Source organism: Roseomonas acroporae, from assembly GCF_023223525.1.
Lineage (GTDB): Bacteria > Pseudomonadota > Alphaproteobacteria > Acetobacterales > Acetobacteraceae > Roseomonas_E > Roseomonas_E acroporae.
The window spans coordinates 1-17,159 of record NZ_JALPRX010000029.1 but is presented as its reverse complement, the minus strand read 5'-3'; the positions used below and the strand labels follow the sequence as shown (position 1 = coordinate 17,159).

Annotated in this window: 18 protein-coding genes; 11 read left to right on the top strand and 7 right to left on the bottom strand. The window is 69.7% G+C overall.

What is annotated here, in order from left to right; translation table 11 throughout:
• Nucleotides 1-3: 3 nt before the first annotated feature.
• The 5 genes from M0638_RS07755 to M0638_RS07735 are packed head-to-tail and all read right to left on the bottom strand — an operon-like array spanning nucleotide 4 to nucleotide 5,102.
• On the bottom strand, nucleotides 4-798 hold the full coding sequence (locus M0638_RS07755; protein WP_248666397.1) for an ABC transporter permease: 795 nt from the start codon (nucleotides 796-798) through the stop codon (nucleotides 4-6).
• Nucleotides 795-1,742 (bottom strand): ABC transporter permease, encoded by a 948-nt coding sequence (locus M0638_RS07750; protein WP_248666396.1) that lies wholly within the window; start codon nucleotides 1,740-1,742, stop codon nucleotides 795-797. The genes M0638_RS07755 and M0638_RS07750 overlap by 4 nt, the downstream gene beginning before the upstream one ends.
• Entirely contained in the window at nucleotides 1,739-2,923 is a 1,185-nt protein-coding gene (locus tag M0638_RS07745) for a cysteine hydrolase family protein (RefSeq protein ID WP_248666395.1), read from the bottom strand. Before M0638_RS07745 ends, M0638_RS07750 begins: the two co-directional genes overlap by 4 nt.
• Nucleotides 2,924-2,967: 44 nt before the next feature.
• Nucleotides 2,968-4,041 (bottom strand): ABC transporter substrate-binding protein, encoded by a 1,074-nt coding sequence (locus M0638_RS07740; protein ID WP_248666394.1) that lies wholly within the window; start codon nucleotides 4,039-4,041, stop codon nucleotides 2,968-2,970.
• A 50-nt stretch (nucleotides 4,042-4,091) separates the two neighbouring features.
• Nucleotides 4,092-5,102: a Bug family tripartite tricarboxylate transporter substrate binding protein gene (locus M0638_RS07735; protein ID WP_248666393.1), complete on the bottom strand. Its 1,011-nt coding sequence runs from the start codon at nucleotides 5,100-5,102 to the stop codon at nucleotides 4,092-4,094.
• A gap of 505 nt (nucleotides 5,103-5,607) precedes the next feature.
• Between M0638_RS07735 and M0638_RS07730 the strand changes: the two genes are divergently transcribed.
• The 5 genes from M0638_RS07730 (at nucleotide 5,608) to M0638_RS07710 (ending at nucleotide 11,297) form a co-directional block, all read left to right on the top strand.
• Nucleotides 5,608-6,918, top strand: a complete 1,311-nt coding sequence (locus M0638_RS07730; protein ID WP_248666392.1) for an LLM class flavin-dependent oxidoreductase — start codon at nucleotides 5,608-5,610, stop codon at nucleotides 6,916-6,918.
• 66 nt (nucleotides 6,919-6,984) lie between these two features.
• Nucleotides 6,985-7,137, top strand: a complete 153-nt coding sequence (locus M0638_RS07725) for a hypothetical protein (protein ID WP_248666391.1) — start codon at nucleotides 6,985-6,987, stop codon at nucleotides 7,135-7,137.
• 199 nt (nucleotides 7,138-7,336) lie between these two features.
• Nucleotides 7,337-8,758 (top strand): tyrosine-type recombinase/integrase, encoded by a 1,422-nt coding sequence (locus M0638_RS07720; RefSeq protein ID WP_248666390.1) that lies wholly within the window; start codon nucleotides 7,337-7,339, stop codon nucleotides 8,756-8,758.
• Between the two features lie 1,535 nt (nucleotides 8,759-10,293).
• Nucleotides 10,294-10,848: a recombinase family protein gene (locus M0638_RS07715; protein WP_248666389.1), complete on the top strand. Its 555-nt coding sequence runs from the start codon at nucleotides 10,294-10,296 to the stop codon at nucleotides 10,846-10,848.
• A 71-nt stretch (nucleotides 10,849-10,919) separates the two neighbouring features.
• Nucleotides 10,920-11,297, top strand: coding sequence for an antA/AntB antirepressor family protein (locus M0638_RS07710; protein WP_248666388.1), 378 nt, complete (start codon nucleotides 10,920-10,922; stop codon nucleotides 11,295-11,297).
• On the opposite strand, the gene M0638_RS07705 is transcribed toward M0638_RS07710, so the two are convergent.
• Nucleotides 11,286-11,933, bottom strand: coding sequence for a YkgJ family cysteine cluster protein (locus tag M0638_RS07705; RefSeq protein ID WP_248666387.1), 648 nt, complete (start codon nucleotides 11,931-11,933; stop codon nucleotides 11,286-11,288). The two genes, M0638_RS07710 and M0638_RS07705, sit on opposite strands and share 12 nt — an antisense overlap.
• Before the next feature lie 5 nt (nucleotides 11,934-11,938).
• Nucleotides 11,939-12,334 carry a hypothetical protein gene (locus tag M0638_RS07700; protein WP_248666386.1) on the bottom strand — a complete coding sequence of 132 codons (396 nt, stop codon included), beginning with the start codon at nucleotides 12,332-12,334 and terminating at the stop codon, nucleotides 11,939-11,941.
• A 348-nt stretch (nucleotides 12,335-12,682) separates the two neighbouring features.
• Between M0638_RS07700 and M0638_RS07695 the strand changes: the two genes are divergently transcribed.
• From M0638_RS07695 to M0638_RS07670, 6 genes are all read left to right on the top strand, one after another.
• A complete protein-coding gene (locus M0638_RS07695) occupies nucleotides 12,683-13,099 on the top strand; it encodes a hypothetical protein (RefSeq protein ID WP_248666385.1) in 417 nt (138 codons plus the stop codon).
• Between the two features lie 295 nt (nucleotides 13,100-13,394).
• Nucleotides 13,395-13,727, top strand: coding sequence for a hypothetical protein (locus tag M0638_RS07690; RefSeq protein ID WP_248666384.1), 333 nt, complete (start codon nucleotides 13,395-13,397; stop codon nucleotides 13,725-13,727).
• A 296-nt stretch (nucleotides 13,728-14,023) separates the two neighbouring features.
• Nucleotides 14,024-14,383, top strand: a complete 360-nt coding sequence (locus M0638_RS07685) for a hypothetical protein (protein WP_248666383.1) — start codon at nucleotides 14,024-14,026, stop codon at nucleotides 14,381-14,383.
• A gap of 120 nt (nucleotides 14,384-14,503) precedes the next feature.
• Nucleotides 14,504-15,211 carry a hypothetical protein gene (locus M0638_RS07680; protein ID WP_248666382.1) on the top strand — a complete coding sequence of 236 codons (708 nt, stop codon included), beginning with the start codon at nucleotides 14,504-14,506 and terminating at the stop codon, nucleotides 15,209-15,211.
• Complete coding sequence (locus M0638_RS07675; protein ID WP_248666381.1) at nucleotides 15,211-15,933, top strand: hypothetical protein; 723 nt, start codon at nucleotides 15,211-15,213, stop codon at nucleotides 15,931-15,933. Before M0638_RS07680 ends, M0638_RS07675 begins: the two co-directional genes overlap by 1 nt.
• 249 nt (nucleotides 15,934-16,182) lie before the next feature.
• On the top strand, nucleotides 16,183-17,159 hold a 977-nt coding region (locus M0638_RS07670), incomplete at its 3' end, for a DUF2067 domain-containing protein (protein ID WP_248666380.1).

Below are 17,159 nucleotides of genomic sequence, written 5' to 3'. Positions count from 1 at the left end.
GCCTCAGCCGGCGAGCAGCCGCTTCAGCCCGAAGCCGCGCTCGAGCAGCACGGCGAGGCCCAGCGTGACCGCGATGAGCATGGAGGAGATCGCCGCGACCGAGGGGTCGAAGCTGTATTCGAGGTAGGACATGATGGCGAGCGGCAGGGTGTTGGTGCGCGCATCGGCCAGGAACAGCGAGACCGAGACGTCGTCGAAGGAGAGGATCAGCCCGAACACCAGCCCGGCCAGGATGCCCGGCCGGATCAGCGGCAGCGTCACGTGCCGGAAGCGCGCCCAGCCGCCGGCGCCGAGCGTCTCCGCCGCCTCGTCCAGCGCCGGGTCGAGCCGCGCCAGCGAGGCCAGAACGGTGCGCACGCCGTAGGGCAGGATGGCGACGGTGTGGCCGATCAGCAGCCGCAGCGGCGCCTCGCGCACGTCCAGCGCCGCGAGCGCGATCAGCAGCGAGATGCCGATGACGATCCCCGGCACGACGAGCGGCGCCAGCAGCAACGCCTCCAGCGCCGGCCGGCCGCGCCAGCGGCTGCGGTGCAGGCCGAGCGCCGCCGCCACCGCGAGCGGCGTCGCGATCAACGCCGCGCCGCAGGCCAGCAGCGTGGAGACGAGCAGGCCGCCGCGGAAGCTCTCCTGCGCCCAGGCATGCGCGTACCAGCGCAGCGACCAGGAGGCGGGCGGGAAGCTCTGCACCGCCTCGCCGTTGAACGAGACCAGCACGACGCAGGCGAGCGGCGCCAGCAGGAACAGGTAGGTGGCGCCGACCAGCGCGCGGAAGGCGCCGCGCTGCAGCATCCGGATCATCGTGGCGCGCTCCCCGGCCGCGTCATCCAGGCCCGCGTGCGCCGCGCGTTGTGGTACAGCACGGCGCCCAGCAGCAGCAGCGTGCTGGCCAGCAGCACCGCCACCAGCGCGGCGGCGAAGTGCCAGTCGTAGGTGACGACGAGCTGCTGGTAGATCAGCGTGGTCAGCACCCCCGCGCCGCTGCCGCCCATCAGCGCCGGCGTGACGTAGGAGGACATGGCGAGGCTGAACACGATGGTCACGCCGGCGGCGATGCCGGGGTTGAGCAGCGGCAGGATGGTCTCGCGGAACACGGTGAAGGGGCCGGCGCCGAGCGTGCCCGCCGCCTCCGGGATGGCCGGGTCGATGCGGTCGTAGGCGGCGAGCACCGAGAGCACCATGAAGGGCAGGAAGACATGGACGAGGCCGACGATCACCGCACCCTGGGTGAACATCAGGTGCAGCGGCGCCTCGACCAGCCCGAGGCGCAGCAGCACCGCGTTGACCAGCCCCTGGTCGCCGAGCAGCAGCATCCAGCCGAAGGTGCGGGCGACGATGCTGACCAGCAGCGGCGCCAGCACCACCACGACGAGCAGCCCGCGCCGGTGCGGCGGCGTGCGCCAGAGCGAATGCGCCACCGCCACCCCCAGCACGGTGCTGATCGCCGTGGTGACGGCCGAGACCCAGAGCGTGCGCAGCAGCACCGAGAAGTAGAACCAGTCGAGCAGGCGCGCGTAGTTGCGCAGCGTCAGCTCGCCGGCCAGGGCCACCTCGCCGGTGACCGGCGGGTTCAGGCTGAGCGCCAGCAGGTAGAGGATGGGCAGCAGCAGCCCGGCCGCGACGGCCACGCAGGCGGGCAGCAGCAGCAGGGCGGCCGGGTGCCGCAGGGCGGCGGCCAGCGCCGGGCGGCCCTTCGCCACGGGCACGGCCTCGCCCGGCAGGCTGCCGGCGGCGGCCACGGTCATGCCTGCCTCCCATCCGCGCGGAGCGCCGCGGGAGCCGCATCGGCGCGGAGCGCAGCGGCATCCGCATCGGTGCCGGGCGCCGCGAATTCCCCGTCCGCGCGGGGCGCCGGGAGCCCCCAGGCCGCCCGCAGCGCCGTCAGCGGCCGCACATTGGCAAAGTAGAGACTCATCTCCTCCAGCGACGCCCGGTGCAGGTCGGCCAGCCGGTCCTTGAGCGCCACGCAATCCGAGACGACCACCGTGTAGAGGTCGCGCATTGCCGCCTCGCGCACCGTGGACTCGACGCAGCAATTGGTGGTCACGCCGCCCATCACCACGGTGCGGATGCCGTTGGCGCGCAGCAGCACGTCGAGCCCGGTGTCGCGGAAGGCGCTGTAGCGATGCTTCGTGATCACCGCCTCGCCCGCGACCGGCGCCATGCCCTCGACGAATTCAGCGCCCCAACTGCCGGCGAGGCATACCTCCACCGCGTCCGGCGCGAAGCCGTCGCCGGCGCCGGGCTCGGCGGCCGAGGCGGTCCACACCGCCGGCTCGCGCCGGCCCCGCACCGGGAAGCGGAAGGGCGAGCCGACATGGCGGAAGGTGGGGCCGTACTCGGCGCGCACATGCACCACCATCGCGCCGGCCGCGCGCGCCGCGCCGAGCAGGGCGCGCAGGCGCGGCACCGTCTCCTCCAGCAGCGCGATGCCCTCGCCGCCGCGCCCGACGGCGCCGTCGCGGTGGCAGAAATCGTTCTGCACGTCGATCAGCACCAGCGCGGTGTGCGAGGGCGCCACGCGCGCGGCGAGGTCGGGCAGCAGCGCCGCCGTCTTCACCGGGGCGTGCCAGCCGCGCGGCCCGTCGCCCGCCGCGCGCCAGCCGGCGAGGATGGCGTCGAGCGCCGCCGCGTCGGGCGGCAAGGCCACCGCGTAGCCGAGCAGGCGCAGTTGCGTGGCCACGTTGGCGCGGAATTCCGCCGACAGGTCGGGGGCCAGCACCACCGCCGCGATGCCGTTCGAGCGCAGCGGCAGGTCGATGCGGGCGCAGAGGAAGGCCCCCGCCGCATCGCCCCGGATCGCCACCGCGTCCGGCGCCAGCGTCTCGGCGCCCCAGTCCAGTCCCACGCGGCCGGGCCCCGCGCGGCCCTCCGCCGTCACGGCAACGACGCGGAACACGCCGGCCGCCACGGCCGCCGCCGGCATCGCCGCCGCGATCAGCGCGGCGCGCGCCGGATCGGCGGGCGGGCTCAGAACGCCACCTCGCGGTTCCAGCGTTCGGTCAGCGCCGGCATCTGCGGCACCACCTTGAACCAGTCGAACAATTGCAGCCGGTCCAGCGTCGGCACCCGCTCGCGCGTGCGCTCGGCGATCACCGCCTTCGTGTTGGTCGGACCGGCGACGAGGCCGTTGCACACCGCCTCCTGCACCGGGCGCGAGAGGGCGAAGTTGATGAATCGCTTGCACAGCTCGGCGTTCCGGCTGTTGCGGGCGATGTGGTAGGAGACGGCGCCCACCATGCCGCCCTCCTCCGGGATCACGTACCGCACCGGCTTGCCGGCGTCGATCAGCGCGTAGGGCGGGATGTGCGTCGTCATGCCGACCACCGCCGCCTCGCCCGAGGAGAGCATGTTGGTGATGTCGGTGCCGCCGCGGAAGAACTGGCGGACGCTGCCACGCAGCGCCTTCAGCGCCGGGAAGGCGGGGGCGAGGTTCTCCTCGCTGCCGCCGTGCAGGCGGGCGGCCAGCACGATCATCTCCCAGGAGCCGAACACGCCGATGTTGGGCAGCGTGACCTTGCCGCGCAGGGCCGGGTCCCAGAGGTCCTTCCAGGAGGTGATCGGCTTCGGCACCAGGTCCTCGCGATAGGCGATGCCGTAGGAGACGTAGTCGAGCCCGACCGCCTGCCCGCGCCACTGCTCCAGCCAGACCGGCGCCACCTCGGCGATGTTCGGGATCTCGGCCGCGCTCAGCGGCAGCCCGACATTCTCCAGCACGGCGCGGATGTTGTCGGGGTAGGGGAGCAGCAGCAGGTCGATCTCGGGGTTGCGGCGGTTCACCAGCGAGCTGGTCAGCCACTCCGCCGAGGAGCCGAGCTTGAGCTGGGTGCGGATGCCGGTCTCGCGCTCGAAGGGCTCGACGATCGCCTTGCGGTACTCGCGCTCGTAGACGCCGCCGAACACGGTGGAGACGAGGCTGCCGCCCTGCGCCGTGGCGGGCGCCGCCAGCCCGATCGTCAGCGCGGCGCCGCCACCCGCGAGCAGGGTGCGCCGCGCGAGGCGAGGCGATGGCAGGGCGGGGGTGGCAAGGCGGCTGCCGGTCATGCCGGGCTCCTCTGCTGCGGGGCGCGCGGCGGGCTGCGTCACCGGCCGGCTCAATTCAGGCGCACCTGGGCGGCGCGGACGACCTCGCCCCAGCGCGCGTGCTCGTCGCGCACGTGTTCCATGAGCTGCGGCGGCGTGCTGCTGCGCGGCACGCCGCCCAGCGCCGCCAGCGCCTGCCGCGTCCCGGCATCGGCCAGCGTCGCCGCCACCGCGCGCTGCAGCACGGCGACGCGCTCGGGCGGCGTGCCGGCCGGGGCGAAGACGCCGTACCAGCCCTCGCACACCACGCCCTCGACGCCCGCCTCGGCCACGGTCGGCACCTCGGGCAGCGCGTCGATCCGCCGCGCCGCGGCCAGGGCCAGCGGCCTGAACTCGCCGGTGCGCACATGCGGCATCACCACCGGGATGTCGACCAGCAGCATGTCGATCTCGCCCGCCAGCAGCGCCGTCACCGCCGGCGCGCCGCCGCGATAGGGCACGTGCAGCAGGTCGATGCCGGCCTTCAGCCGGAACAGCTCGCCCGCCAGGTGCAGCGTGCTGCCATGGCCGGTGGAACCGAAGGTGAGCTTTCCCGGCCGTGCCCTGGCCAGCGCCACCAGCTCCGCCACGCTGCCCGCCGGCACGTGCTTGCCGACGACGAGGAGCTGCGGCGTCGAGACGACGTGCGAGACCGGCGCGAAGTCGCGCAGCGGGTCGTAGGGCATGCCCGGCAGCAGGTGCGGCATCACGACGAGCGCGCCGGCCGAGCCGAGGACGATGCTGTGCCCGTCGGGCCGGGCGCGCGCCAGCCCCTCCATCGCGACCAGCCCGGCGGCGCCGGGGCGGGTGTCGATCACCACCGGCTGGCCGAGCTGCGCCGAGAGCGGCGGCGCGATGAGCCGGCCGATCGTGTCCACCGTGCCGCCGGGCGGGAAGCCGATGATCATCTTCACCGGCTGGTCGGGGAAGCCCTGCGCGCGGGCGGAGCGTGTGGCCCAGGGGGCTGCCAGGGGGGCCGCCAGGGGGGCCGCGAGCCCCGCCATGCCTCCCGCCAGCCGCGTCAGCGTGCGTCGCCTGCTCAACATCCGGCCAGAACCCCGCCCCCGCGCGGACCGTCCGCCGCCCGGCTCTCGCCGCGCGGCAGCCCGCAAGCCTGCCTGATGCCGTGACCGAGACAGGGGCGACCGCCCGGGCACGGCGATTGCATCGCCGCTGCCGACGGGGGCGGTTCGCCCGTCACTGTCTGGCTGGCGCGACCGTGCCGCGCCGGGACCGGGCATTACCGCCCGGCCTCCCCTCCGGCCGGGACGCTACCGCTCTATCGAGTGTGGCTCAATATCTTTCTGACGACCGACCGAAATCAGGGATGTTCACTCGCCGCCCCCGGCGAAAATTTCATTCAAACTAGAATTCCCATTGCCATGAGCGGCCCATCGGCCCTCGAATGCGGCCGTCGGGCGGCACCGGGCGCGGCGGCCTGCGGGCCGCGCCATCCACGCCCGGCCCCATCCCCGGGCACGGCCCGCCCCGCCACCGGCCGCCGCCCCTCCCGCCCCGCCTCTTCCGTCCTGCGTTCAGGAGCAGCCCTTGGACCCGTCCGCGCCCCGCCAGATGCATCTCGGCGTCTTCATCCTCGGTGCCGGCCACCACATCGCCGGCTGGCGCATGCCGGACGCGGCGGGCACCTCCGAGGATCTCGCCATGATCGCGCGCATCGCCCGCACGGCGGAGCGCGGCAAGTTCGACCTGCTCTTCCTGGCCGACGCGGTGAACACGCGCCCGGACATGCACCCCTCGATGGTGCTGCGGCTGGAGCCGCTGACGCTGCTGGCCGCGCTGGCGATGGCGACGCAGCGCATCGGCCTCGCCGCCACCGCCTCCACCACCTATACCGAGCCCTACAACCTCGCGCGCTACCTCGGCTCGATCGACCACATGAGCGGCGGTCGCTGCGGCTGGAACATCGTCACCGGCGCCTTCGCCGACGCGGCGCTGAACTTCAGCCGCGGCCAGCACCCGGCGCATGACGAGCGCTACGCCATCGCCGCCGAATTCGTCGAGGTGGTCAAGGGGCTGCTCGACAGCTGCGAGGACGGCATCTGGCAGCTCGACAAGCGGGCCGGCCGCTTCATCGACCCGGCGCGCATGCACGCGCTGAACCACGAGGGGAAGTACTTCCGGGTGAAGGGGCCGCTCAACATGTCGCGGCCGCCGCAGGGATATCCGGTGATGATCCAGGCGGGCGCCTCCGAGGCGGGGCGCGACCTCGCCGGGCAGGTGGCGGAGATCGTCTACGCCGTTCACCAGGACATCGGCGCGGCCAGGGAGTTCTCCGCCGACCTCAAGCGGCGCGCGCGGCAATTCGGCCGCTCGCCGGACCACATCAAGATCATGCCGGGCGTCAGCGCCATCATCGGCGGCACCGAGGCCGAGGCGAAGGCGAAGCTCGCCGAGCTCGGCGAATGCGCCGACCCGGTCGTGGCACTGCAGGTGCTGGCCGAGCGCCTCGGCCACGACCTCTCCGGCTTCGACCTCGACGCGCCGGTGCCGGAGTTGCCGCCCTCGGGCGTCATGCGCGGCCATGCGGAGACGCTGACGGCGCTGGCGCGGCGCGAGAGGCTGACGCTGCGGCAGCTGCGCAACGTGGTGGCGGCCAGCATGGGCCACCGCCTGCTGGTCGGCACGCCGGAGCAGATCGCGGACGGGCTGCAGGAATGGTTCGAGGCCGGCGCGGCCGACGGCTTCAACGTCATGCCGCCCTGGTTCCCCGGCCCCTTCGACGACTTCGTCGAGCAGGTGGTGCCGATCCTGCAGCGGCGCGGCCTGTTCCGGCGCGAGTACGAGGGCACGACGCTGCGCGAGCATCTGGGGCTGCCACGCCCGGCATGGCGGGCGTGAAAGTGGACTTTCCCCCCTGGGGGTGGAGGGTTCGGTAAGGAACCCGGGCATCCGAAGGGGGACGGCATGGCCGAGGCCGGATGCAGCGTCCACGAGATCGCCGCCGTCACCGGACACACCACGCTGTCCGAGGTGCAGCGGCACACGAAAGCCGCCGAACAGGGCCGACTGGCCGAGGCGGCGATCGCACGGATCGGAAAGGTGCCGGCCGAACCGTGAACGAGCGTTGGCAACCCGGCTGCAACTCGGTTTGCCAACAAGGCAACTAACTGTTTGGAAAGACTACGCTATGTCGATACGGATGGTGGAGCTGAGGGGAGGCTCCACATAGGGTGCCCTAACCTACTGAACTCCTTGCAGATCAACTACTTAAACCAATAGTGTGAGGGGTGGAACGTGAGGGGTGGCGTGAGGGGTCATGGGGCGCGTACCGGGTTCGATTGAGCGGCGTCGGCGGGGCCTCTATGCCGTGCTGGAGGTGCCGATCCCCCTCCGGGCGGCCCTCGGCACCAAGCGGCTGCGGAAGACCCTGGGCACCCGGGACACCGAGGTTGCCCGCGCCCGGCTTCCCCGGGTGCTGGCGGAACTCCATGAGCGGGTTCAGGCGGCGCAGAAGAAGGTGGCCGATCCCCGGGCAGCGGAGGCGCTGGAACTCCGGGAGCAACTGACCCGGGCGCGTTCCGGGGAGAGCTTCGGGTGGGCGCAGACGGCAGGCGCGGCGGACGATACGGCCGCCCCCACCGAGGAGGAGGCTATCCGCGACCACGTAGCCGAGCGCGCCCAGGCGATTGAGGAAGCGGCGCTGCGGGAAGGACGGCTAGAAGACGAAGCATTCCGCGAGGCGAAGGGGTTCATGGACCTCGCCACCGGCGCCACCACGCCGCTCGACATGCACACCGAGGATTGGCTTTCGGAGCCTGGGCGGCGAGGCGCCTACCCGCCGCGCACGAAGCTGGACCGACGCCGGGCCGTGGCAGAGTTGAAGGAATGGCTGGGGAAGCAGCACCTTCCGGCGACCATCGAAGCGGTCACCCGCAAGGCGGCTGGCCGGTTCGTGACCCAGCACCTCCTCTCCTCCGGGCGCGCCACCGTTCGTGTCACCTCCATCGTGTCGCAGCTATCCAGCTATTGGGCATGGATGATCCGGCGCGGGGTGACCGAAGGGCCGAACCCCTGGGAGAAGCAGGCACCCCGCAAGGAATCCCGCAGCGCCCTCGGGGTCGAAGACGAGCGCCCCTATACGGATGCCGAGGTGGTCACCCTCCTCACTGGCCCGGCGGAACCCGTGCTGAAGGAGTTCATGCTGGTCGCCGCCCTCTCCGGGATGCGCCGGGAGGAGATCGGCAGGTTGACCGTGAAAGACTGCCAGAAGGGTGTCTTCGCGATCCCCAAGGCGAAATCCAAGGCCGGCGAACGTGTCGTGCCGATCCACCCGGAGCTTGCTGCCATCGTCGCGCGGCGGCTGAAGGAGAAGGAGGCGGCGGACTTCCTGTTCCACGAGTTGGGCACGAAGGGGAAGGTGAACGACCGCACCGACCCCATCGGGAAGCGGTTCAAGACCTACCGGGAGGGCCTTGGTGTGGACGAGAAGGAGGAGGGCCGACGCCGGTCGCGGGTCAACTTCCACTCATGGCGCCGCTGGTTCATCACGGCGGCACTGCAAGCTGGGCAGCAGCCGCATGTGGTGGAGCAGGTGGTGGGCCACGCGATGCAGGGGATGACCCTCGGGGCGTACTTTGGGGGCGACCGGGAGGCCGCGTTGAGAGCGTGCGTGGAGGCGGTGAGGTTGCCACACATAAGGAGGCAGTCGGACAGCCAGAGTGACCTCTCAGCGCCTTAAATTGTCCAAGTCAGGTTGACACATTAGCGGCCAAGAATCACACTGGATGTGATAGGTGGTGTCGCCGCCACCCGTCGCGCTACCCGCCCGCTAGAACGGTAGCTCGTACTGCTTCGGGAGGGACCGCCAATGAGCGCGCACACGCTCATGGCGGCCCAACCGAAACCGCGTGTATGCATTTACATGCACCACCTTCGGCCCTGCCACAGTATTCTCCGTGCCTTTGGTGGAACTGAGTCCACCGCTCCGAAGCGCCCCACGCGCCCCGGCGCAAAGAGCGCGTTCGAGGCAAGGATCGGAGTGGCCAGAGAAGAAATGGCGGCGACACCATGGGCAACATGCAGACCAGATTTGCGCCGGTCAAGCCGATTGGCGGTCTCCTGGGGGCCTGAGCGCCAAAAAAGGTGTCCGATACCGCCAAATAGGTGAAACCCGCCTACAGGCCCCATAATGGTTGTTAGACCCTACTTGATGTTTGTTCTTTCTGTGTTCACGGGTTTAGCTCGCGAAATAGAACGCATAATGAACATTATGGGCCTTTAGGCGAACGCTGGTGCGTAAAGGATTGAAATCAAGGGGCATAGCGAATTTTGTCGAGTAAAGGGCGCTGCGAACCACGTTGGGCCTACGTGGCCCGATTCGCTGGCTCGGCGTGACACAACAACTAGCCCGTGCGAACCCATCCACCTTCACCTTCCCCGCGACCGGCCAGATGATTCGCAAGGATGGGGCGTATGTCATGGGGGAGGAGAAGGTGGCCTCGGGCTATCATCCGGTTACTCGGCGGCCCGCCTGCGCTCTACGGCCTCTTGTTCGTCCAACTGGCGTAGCATTTCGCGGCGGCGCATTGCGTGTCCTGCATCCGCGCCGCATACGATCTGCCACCAGTCAGTTACTTCAGGGACGCAGGCTTCTATCCGGCCAGTGCGCGTTTCGATCCGTGTGAGCATTCCGGCTTGGCTGACGACAAGTTGGTAAGTGGGGGAGACAGCGAATGTGCTGTCCGACGCGCGAACCAAAGGTGCCCCCAGATGCGCCACAAGCGCCCCTAAGGCGACGCCGAGGAGAACCGAGGGCCACTTGAGCATGGATCGCCACCACAGGTTGATTTGCTCCTGAAGTTTTACCACGCATATGCCTGACGGGGATTACGGGAAGCGGCCGGCGCGCTATCCCCCCGTGCCCCCCAGACGCACCCACAGGGCACCAGGGGGCGTCCTTGTGCGCCCCGTCCGGTGGCGTGTGGGCGGCGTGGCGGGTGCGTCCCCGGGTGACCCGCAGGAGATGGCGGTGACGGGGAAGCGTGGTGCCTGGGCGAAGATGCCAGCGCCACGCCCGGCACGGCGGACAGCATCCGCATACTGGCAGTGGCGGGGGTCGATGGTGCGAGAGCAGGCCATGCCCGCCGCATCTCGTTTGGGTATACCCCAACAGTACAACGCTACGAGACACCAGCGGCGCCTCATTTGGGTTGCTTTCAGCATTCCGAGACGGTATCGGTTGAAGGTCTAGACCCAAACGAGACGGAGTGGACCATGGCAGCCTATGGCTACGCGCGGGTATCCACCGAAGACCAAGACGCCGGCATTCAGGTGGAGGCCCTACGCGCCGCCGGGTGCGAGTGCATCCGGGAAGAGAAGCGGTCGGGCACCAGCCGCGAGGGCCGCACCGAGCTTGAGACGCTGATGGCCTTCCTCCGGAAAGGCGACGTGCTGATGGTCACCCGCATCGACCGGCTGGCCCGATCCATCGGGGACTTGCAGGACATTGTGCGCGCCCTGAAGGCCAAGGGGGTTGCCCTGCGCGCCACGGAGCAGCCCATCGACACCAGCACCGCCGCCGGCAAAGCCTTCCTCGACATGCTGGGCGTGTTCGCGGAGTTCGAGACGAACCTGCGGCGGGAGCGGCAGATGGAGGGCATCGCCAAAGCGAAGGCGGCGGGGGTCTATAAGGGGCGCCCGGCGACCATCCAGGGGGATGAGGTGCGCGCCCTGAAGGCCCAGGGCTTGGGGGCGACGGAGATTGCCGCCCGCCTGGGGATCGGTCGGGCCAGCGTGTACCGCATCCTGGGCGGGCAGGAGGCGGCATAGGGCAGCCCAGGCCCCCGCCACCTACCATCCCCATCCGCCCCGCCACCATCGCCGGCGAAGCCGTCAAGACGGTGAACGCCAGGGAGCTTCATGGCTTCCTGGGCGTCGGCAAGCGGTTCACGACGTGGATACAAGACCGGATCGCGCAGTACGGCTTCGTCGCCGGCGTGGACTTCACGACTGCCGCCGGGGTGAGCCTCCCGGAACCGGGAAGCGCAAAGGCGCGTGCGCAGACCACTTCCGAGTACCACCTGACCCTCGACATGGCGAAAGAGCTTGCCATGGTGGAGCGCAACGACGCCGGCAAGCGCGCCCGGCAGTACTTCATCGAGTGCGAGAGGCGCGCGAAGGCTGCCATGATAGCGCCCACCTCGCCCCTCGAAGTCATCTCGGAGGTCGGCACGGTGCGCGTGGTGGCCGGGCCGAACCGAGCGCCGCTAATCCGGTAGGAGGGGCTGGCCCGCTCGCCATCTCCTCTCCGCTTCCGGTAGGCCCATCTTCCCCACCGCTGCCAATGTCGGGGCCAGGACGTAGATGCGGCTGTCGAACCCACGATCTTCGAGCGCCAGGATATGGCCGGCGCCACGGCAGGCGACAAGCTCGCTGGCCTCGCTGAACCTCCCGGGCACCTTGGGATCACTCAAAGCCGCCTTGCAGATACCCGCGTCGAACGAATCAGCAGCACGGCACATCGCCGGCCGTACCGGGTAGATGGAGCACCGGCCGTCTGGCCCGAGTGCCGGGCACGCCAAGCGGTTCTCGTGGTCAGCCACGCGGTCCCAGAATGCTTCCATGCCGGCATCTTCAAGCGCCAGGGTGGCGAGCGCGACCACCAGAACCTCCCCTGCCGAGACCTCAACCGGCTGATGGCAGCACCATGAACAGCCGGCCTTGCAGGCAACGCGCTGGCCCTCGTTCTCCTCGGCGCTGGCACGCACCATCGCGGCCACATCCTCTGCGGCATGCAGGAAGTTGACGGTGACCCGGAAGAAGTCGGCGGTGGTCGCCAGGATGGCCGTGGTGCTCTCGTACTGCTCCGTCTCGTACTCGACACAGAGTTCGTCGTCTTCCGGTTCGTCATCCATGGCCGCTATCCCGCCTGCCTGACCAACGCCGGGCGCACCCTGCGCTCCTGGCCGTCATCCCCTTTGACCAGCACATAGAGGCCCTTCGGGGTGTCGTAGAGGCGCACGAAGGTCCCCTTGCGCTCCGGGGAATGGCCCATGCGTCCCGATGTTTGGAAGATTACCGGGGCGCCCACCTCATAGTTCTTCGAGGCACCGTGCGTGTGGGTCATCGTCTCCGGGCTCTCCGGGATCGCCGCCGGCACCTCCGCCGGTATTGGCTCCATGGCTGGCAACGGAGGCATCGGCGGCGTGACCGCAGGCAGCCACATGACTTCGATGCCGCCCAGGACGACATGCCACTGACCGGGGAGCGCGCCCTGGCGGACGGAGACCAATCCATCGGTGGCCCGCAGCGCCACCATAAGCTCCCCCACGGATGGCTCCACGTAGATGCGGGACCAGCCCCGGGGGCCAGATGAAGGACAGATAGGCAAGGTGGCGCTGACCATGTGCTGAACCCCAAAAACCGAGGGGCGACATAGTGCTCTTGCGCCGGTTGGATCAAATCAGTAATAGAGAAATACTATATTGGTTCCAAGTATATCGCTCCGATACAGGAGCAAACATTCTCAGCGCGCTTGTCGTTTTTATCTTCCGTCCGTTATCTGGTTGAGTATTATCGGGAGGCCAACAACCAGCGGTTGGCGGCCGAGTGAGGTGCTACCAACACCGCCACCCGGCCTGACCCCGAGCAACGGAAGAACCCGATGCCCAAGGCTATCGCGAAGTCTGCCATGACCGCCAAGGTTGCGCATCCTGCCGCCGCGACCGACTACGGTCCTGGCCCCGATGCCGCCCTGTGCGCCCTCTGCCGCCGCGCCAACGAACTCCGGACCACCATAGAGGGCACCGACAACTACCCGGGGACTTTCGATGACAGGGACCTAGGGGATGCCATGGCGGAGTGGGATCGCACCCTCAAGGCCATCGAAGCGACCCCCGCGCGGACGGCGGCCGGGATGCGTCTGAAGCTCGCCACCGCCGCCGGCATGGTGGAGATGGAGGCCATGATCGAAAGCGGGAGGGGAAAGCTTGGCGACGGAAAGGCGCATGAGGTGTTCGCCGTGAGGATGCTGCGCGAGGCGCAGACGTTCATGGCCCAGGCGGCGATGCAGCAGCCGTAAGTCGGCTGCCGGGTTCAGGCTCACCATCAGTTTTCCTTATCGTTTCGGGTTTAGCGATAAGTCCGCCGAATACCCCGCACCTACGCACAGCAGCGACCTCCGAGGCCCTTCCGGTTCACCCCGGGAGGGCTTCTTCGTTTCCGGGCCGCTGCATCCGCCGGGAGCCGAGCAACCCTTTTTCGCAGATCAGCGAAGAACGGGGGCGATTACCCCCTACCTACGCAGAGGCACGCCCGCGCTGTCGCCGGCTGCCCCGCCCTGGCCTGCTGCCACCCCAACATCCCCAAGGTCCCCCATGAAGACACCCAAGGCGCCCATGCTGCGCCATCATCTCGGCATCGCGTGGCCCGGCAATGACGATCCCGACCAAGCCATGCTGGAAGTGTACGAGAATGCCGGTCTCACCGAAGGCGCGGACTTCACGATCCATCCGACCTTCGGCGCCCTGCTGACCGAGGCTGGCAAGGTCAGGTTCCACGAACGCTTCCCGTGGCTGAACCAGAAGGCGCCCTCCATCGCGGAACTGCGGGAGACGGAGGAAGGGCGGATGCTCCTCCTCCAAGCCGGCATCCACGAGGAGCGTGACTACTCCAAGCGCAAGCGCACCCCGCGCAAGCCGAAACCGTGAACTAGCCCGGCATCGCCGGGGCTGATGGTCGCCGCACGGATTTTCGTGCGCGTGCGGGCGCGGGGGTGGGTGCTGAAGCCCCGGAACACCTGCCCCGCCAATCTCTCCATGCGCCTCTGCCCGCTGAGGCTGGAAGCCAACGCCGCAGGTCCCCGGTAGGGCACCACCGGCCACCCGTGGAAGCCGCTGGCGGCGAGCATGCGCCACCCCTGCGGTGTGATCCCTTCAGCGTCGCCATCGTCGCCACCATCGCGACTGTCACCACGTGGCACCTCCCCGACAACCAAAGGACCACCATGGTTCTCCTTCAGATCACCACCAGCGCCATCAAGCATGGCGCGGGCGGCGACGTGTGCCGCTTCGCGCACGGCGACCGCATCCTCTCCGTCACCCACCGCTCCGACGCGCTGCGCCGCTTGCTCCGCGAGATGGTCGCCTTGGGTTACTCCGGGGCCGCCGAGGTGCGCGGCGAGGATGGCACGCTCCGTCTCGTCATCCGCAGCATCGAACGGGCAACGCGGTTCATCCTGAAAGAAGACGAGCGGCGAGGCTTCAGCCTGTCCCGCCATCAGCCGCATCCCAACGCTGTTGCCCGTGCGGCCACTGCTGAGCGGCTTCCGGCTCCGGCCGCTGGGGCAGTACCGGCGAGCGCGTAGAACGCTCCCACGGCGAGCACGCGCCACCCGGAAACGTAATCCTCCGGGGCACCCTGGGCGCTCCCTTGGCGTCCCCTCGACACCACCTCCCTCTCCACACAATCGAAGGACTACCCTCGCATGTCGCACCTCTGCGCCGTGCCCGGTTGCGCGCGCCCTGTCGGCGGCGGTCGCCGGGCTTCCCGTGCCTGGAGCATCTACTGCAACAAGCATCGCTCCCACGAACGCCGCCACGGCCACGCCGAGCAGCGGCAGGTGAACCTCAAGGAACTCGCGCCGTACCTCAAGATCACCGACAGGCGCCTGAAGGTGACCCCCGAGGCGCGCGCGTGGGATGCCGCCGATGAACGCTTTCGTGCCCTGGCCGACGCTGCCGCCACCGACCTCGCGGCGTGGAACAGAGGGCAGCCCATGTCGGGCATCCAGCGCCTCTGCGCCGAGGAAATCGACAAGCTCGCCCGCGTCGCCAAGCCCCGGGAGGTGTGGCGCCTGGTCGCCGCCGTGATCCTGATGGAGCGCCGGGAGCCGGGACGCTTCAAGTCGGACGATGCCTTCTTCGTCCAGATGGCCCGGGTGGTCCGGCGCCTGCGGGACGTGAACGCCTATGAATGGTGGGACCACAAGGCGCGGCGGACGCGCCGTGGCTACCGCGACCCGAACAAGCGGGTGATGGTCGAGATGGGCCGCGTGCTCTCCGTCAGCCTGGGCATGGTCGGGACCACCCTGGCGCGCATGGAGGACGCCGAGGAAGCCCGGCAGGACAAGGTCAAGGCGGAACTCGTGGGGGCGCTGGGGGAGCTTGAGGCGGGCGTGAAGGAGGCCGCGTGATGGCCGGTGGTGCCGCCCAGGGTGCGCCTTCGGTGCCCACGGAGACCCGCACGCTGGCGCTGGCGGACATTCTCGTTGATCCCGCCTACCAAATCCGCAGCGCGTTGGATGAGGCGACGGTGGCCCGGTATGTCGGCGTCCTCCGCGCCGATGGCGAGATGCCGCCGCTGAAGGTCGGGTGCATCGCCGGCGCCCTTGTCCTCCTCGACGGCTTCCATCGGGTCTCGGCCTACCGCGAGCGCGGCATCCTCATGGTGGAGGCCGAGGTGGTCGCGACCACCACGAAGGAGGCGCGATGGATCGCCGCCGAGGCGAACATGCGCCACGGGCTGCCGCTGAAGCCGAAGGAGAAGCAGGAGGCGTTCCGCGCCTTCGTCCGCGCGGGGAACCTCAAGGATCACCGGGGGCACCTTCGAACGCTCCGGGAGGTGGCCCAGCGGTTCGGACTTGTCGGGCACACCACGATCCTCCGCTGGCTCCGGAAGGATTTCCCGCAGGTGGCCCGGCAGTACGCGGGAGGCGATGGGGGCGGCATGGCACCGGATGTGCGGTCGCGCCTGCCGAGCTTCCACGATACCGCCGCCGAGTGCATCGCCCAGGCCGTCGCGGCGGCACGCGGGGTGGACTGTAGGCACCAGCGGGGGAAGCTCGTGGTGGCCCTGCGGGGGGCTCTGGAGGAGGTGGAACGGGCGGCCCCCTTCGAGATCAACGAGGACTTCTAGTGGTCCCGGAAAGCGCAATCGGAACAGGCGCTTACCTCTAATCCTGTTCCACTGCACCAGAGCAGTGGACAGCGCGGGCCAGAAGCCCATGCGCCGACACGGCTTTTCGTCACCCTGTGCGCTACGGCTGCTCACGCGCAGCGCGTCACCAGCAACCAATCCACCGCTGCACCGCAGGTCCCCCGCCGTTCCCCCGATGGGCACGCGGGTGCCTGTGCGTGCGCGCATGCTCCTCCTCGAAGGAACCCGATGACCGACAACCTCGAACCCACCACCGTCTCCGCGCTCTCCAACGAAGACCCCAACTCGGAACTCCTGAACCGCCGCCGGCAGATGCTCCTCCAGCTTATCGAGCAAGAGGAAGCCGAGGGCCTTGGCCCCGATGGCTGGCCGCAGCAGCCTTCCCCGAACCAGCCGCAGCGCCGGGGCTTCTTCGACCACCTCCGCGATGGCGCCTTCGCGCTCGCCACGCTGCCCCTCGAAATCCCCCGGCGTGCCCTGTCGGCCGTCAATGATCTTGAGCAGGGCATCAACGGGGCCATCACCCAGGCCACCGATGCCATCGGCCTGACGAACCCGAACCGCCGCGCGCAGCGTGTCCCCGATGCGGTGGACCAAGTCCTGAACACCCGCGCCCTGGAACCCAGCACCGGCACCGGCGAGATCGTACAGGAGGTCGGCTCCTTCCTCGGCGGTGCTGCACTCCTCGGCGCCGGTGGGGCCTTCCAGTACGCTTCCCGGGCCACCTCGCTCCTCGGCACGGTGCTGCGCGGTGCCGCCGTGGGTGCCCCGCTCGACTTCGCCCTGACCGACACGCACGACGACAACCTCTCCGCCGTCCTCCGGGAAGCCGGGGTGCCCATCCCGTCCATCCTGGCGACCGCTGCGGATGACAGCGGGATAGAGCGGCGCATCAAGTCGATGGCCGAGGGTGCCGGGCTGGGCGTGGTCGCGGATACCGTTCTCACGCCGCTGGCCCGCTCCGCCGCCCGCATCTACCGCGCGGTGCGCGGCACGGCCGCCCAGGGTCTCCCCGAGGCAGCCCGAGGTGAAATCGAGGCCGCTGCCCGGGAACTGGCGGTCCGCCGCAACGTCATGGACAACCTCGAAAGGGGCCTGTCCGAAGGGCACACCGTCGAAGGTCTCGCCACCAACGCCAGCGAGCGGCTGGCCGGTGCCCGTGCTATCAAGCGACATCCGGAACTGGACGGTTTCGCCACGGAGAA

Bases quoted from the DNA above. Each gene is read 5' to 3' on its own strand.
- M0638_RS07725 (WP_248666391.1), top strand. From the start codon at position 6,985: ATGGCCGAGGCCGGATGCAGCGTCCACGAGATCGCCGCCGTCACCGGA.
- M0638_RS07680 (WP_248666382.1), top strand. From the start codon at position 14,504: ATGTCGCACCTCTGCGCCGTGCCCGGTTGCGCGCGCCCTGTCGGCGGC.
- M0638_RS07755 (WP_248666397.1), bottom strand. From the start codon at position 798: ATGATCCGGATGCTGCAGCGCGGCGCCTTCCGCGCGCTGGTCGGCGCC.
- M0638_RS07715 (WP_248666389.1), top strand. From the start codon at position 10,294: ATGGCAGCCTATGGCTACGCGCGGGTATCCACCGAAGACCAAGACGCC.
- M0638_RS07745 (WP_248666395.1), bottom strand. From the start codon at position 2,923: ATGCCGGCGGCGGCCGTGGCGGCCGGCGTGTTCCGCGTCGTTGCCGTG.
- M0638_RS07675 (WP_248666381.1), top strand. From the start codon at position 15,211: ATGGCCGGTGGTGCCGCCCAGGGTGCGCCTTCGGTGCCCACGGAGACC.
- M0638_RS07750 (WP_248666396.1), bottom strand. From the start codon at position 1,742: ATGACCGTGGCCGCCGCCGGCAGCCTGCCGGGCGAGGCCGTGCCCGTG.
- M0638_RS07720 (WP_248666390.1), top strand. From the start codon at position 7,337: ATGGGGCGCGTACCGGGTTCGATTGAGCGGCGTCGGCGGGGCCTCTAT.
- M0638_RS07740 (WP_248666394.1), bottom strand. From the start codon at position 4,041: ATGACCGGCAGCCGCCTTGCCACCCCCGCCCTGCCATCGCCTCGCCTC.
- M0638_RS07695 (WP_248666385.1), top strand. From the start codon at position 12,683: ATGCCCAAGGCTATCGCGAAGTCTGCCATGACCGCCAAGGTTGCGCAT.
- M0638_RS07690 (WP_248666384.1), top strand. From the start codon at position 13,395: ATGAAGACACCCAAGGCGCCCATGCTGCGCCATCATCTCGGCATCGCG.
- M0638_RS07685 (WP_248666383.1), top strand. From the start codon at position 14,024: ATGGTTCTCCTTCAGATCACCACCAGCGCCATCAAGCATGGCGCGGGC.
- M0638_RS07705 (WP_248666387.1), bottom strand. From the start codon at position 11,933: ATGGATGACGAACCGGAAGACGACGAACTCTGTGTCGAGTACGAGACG.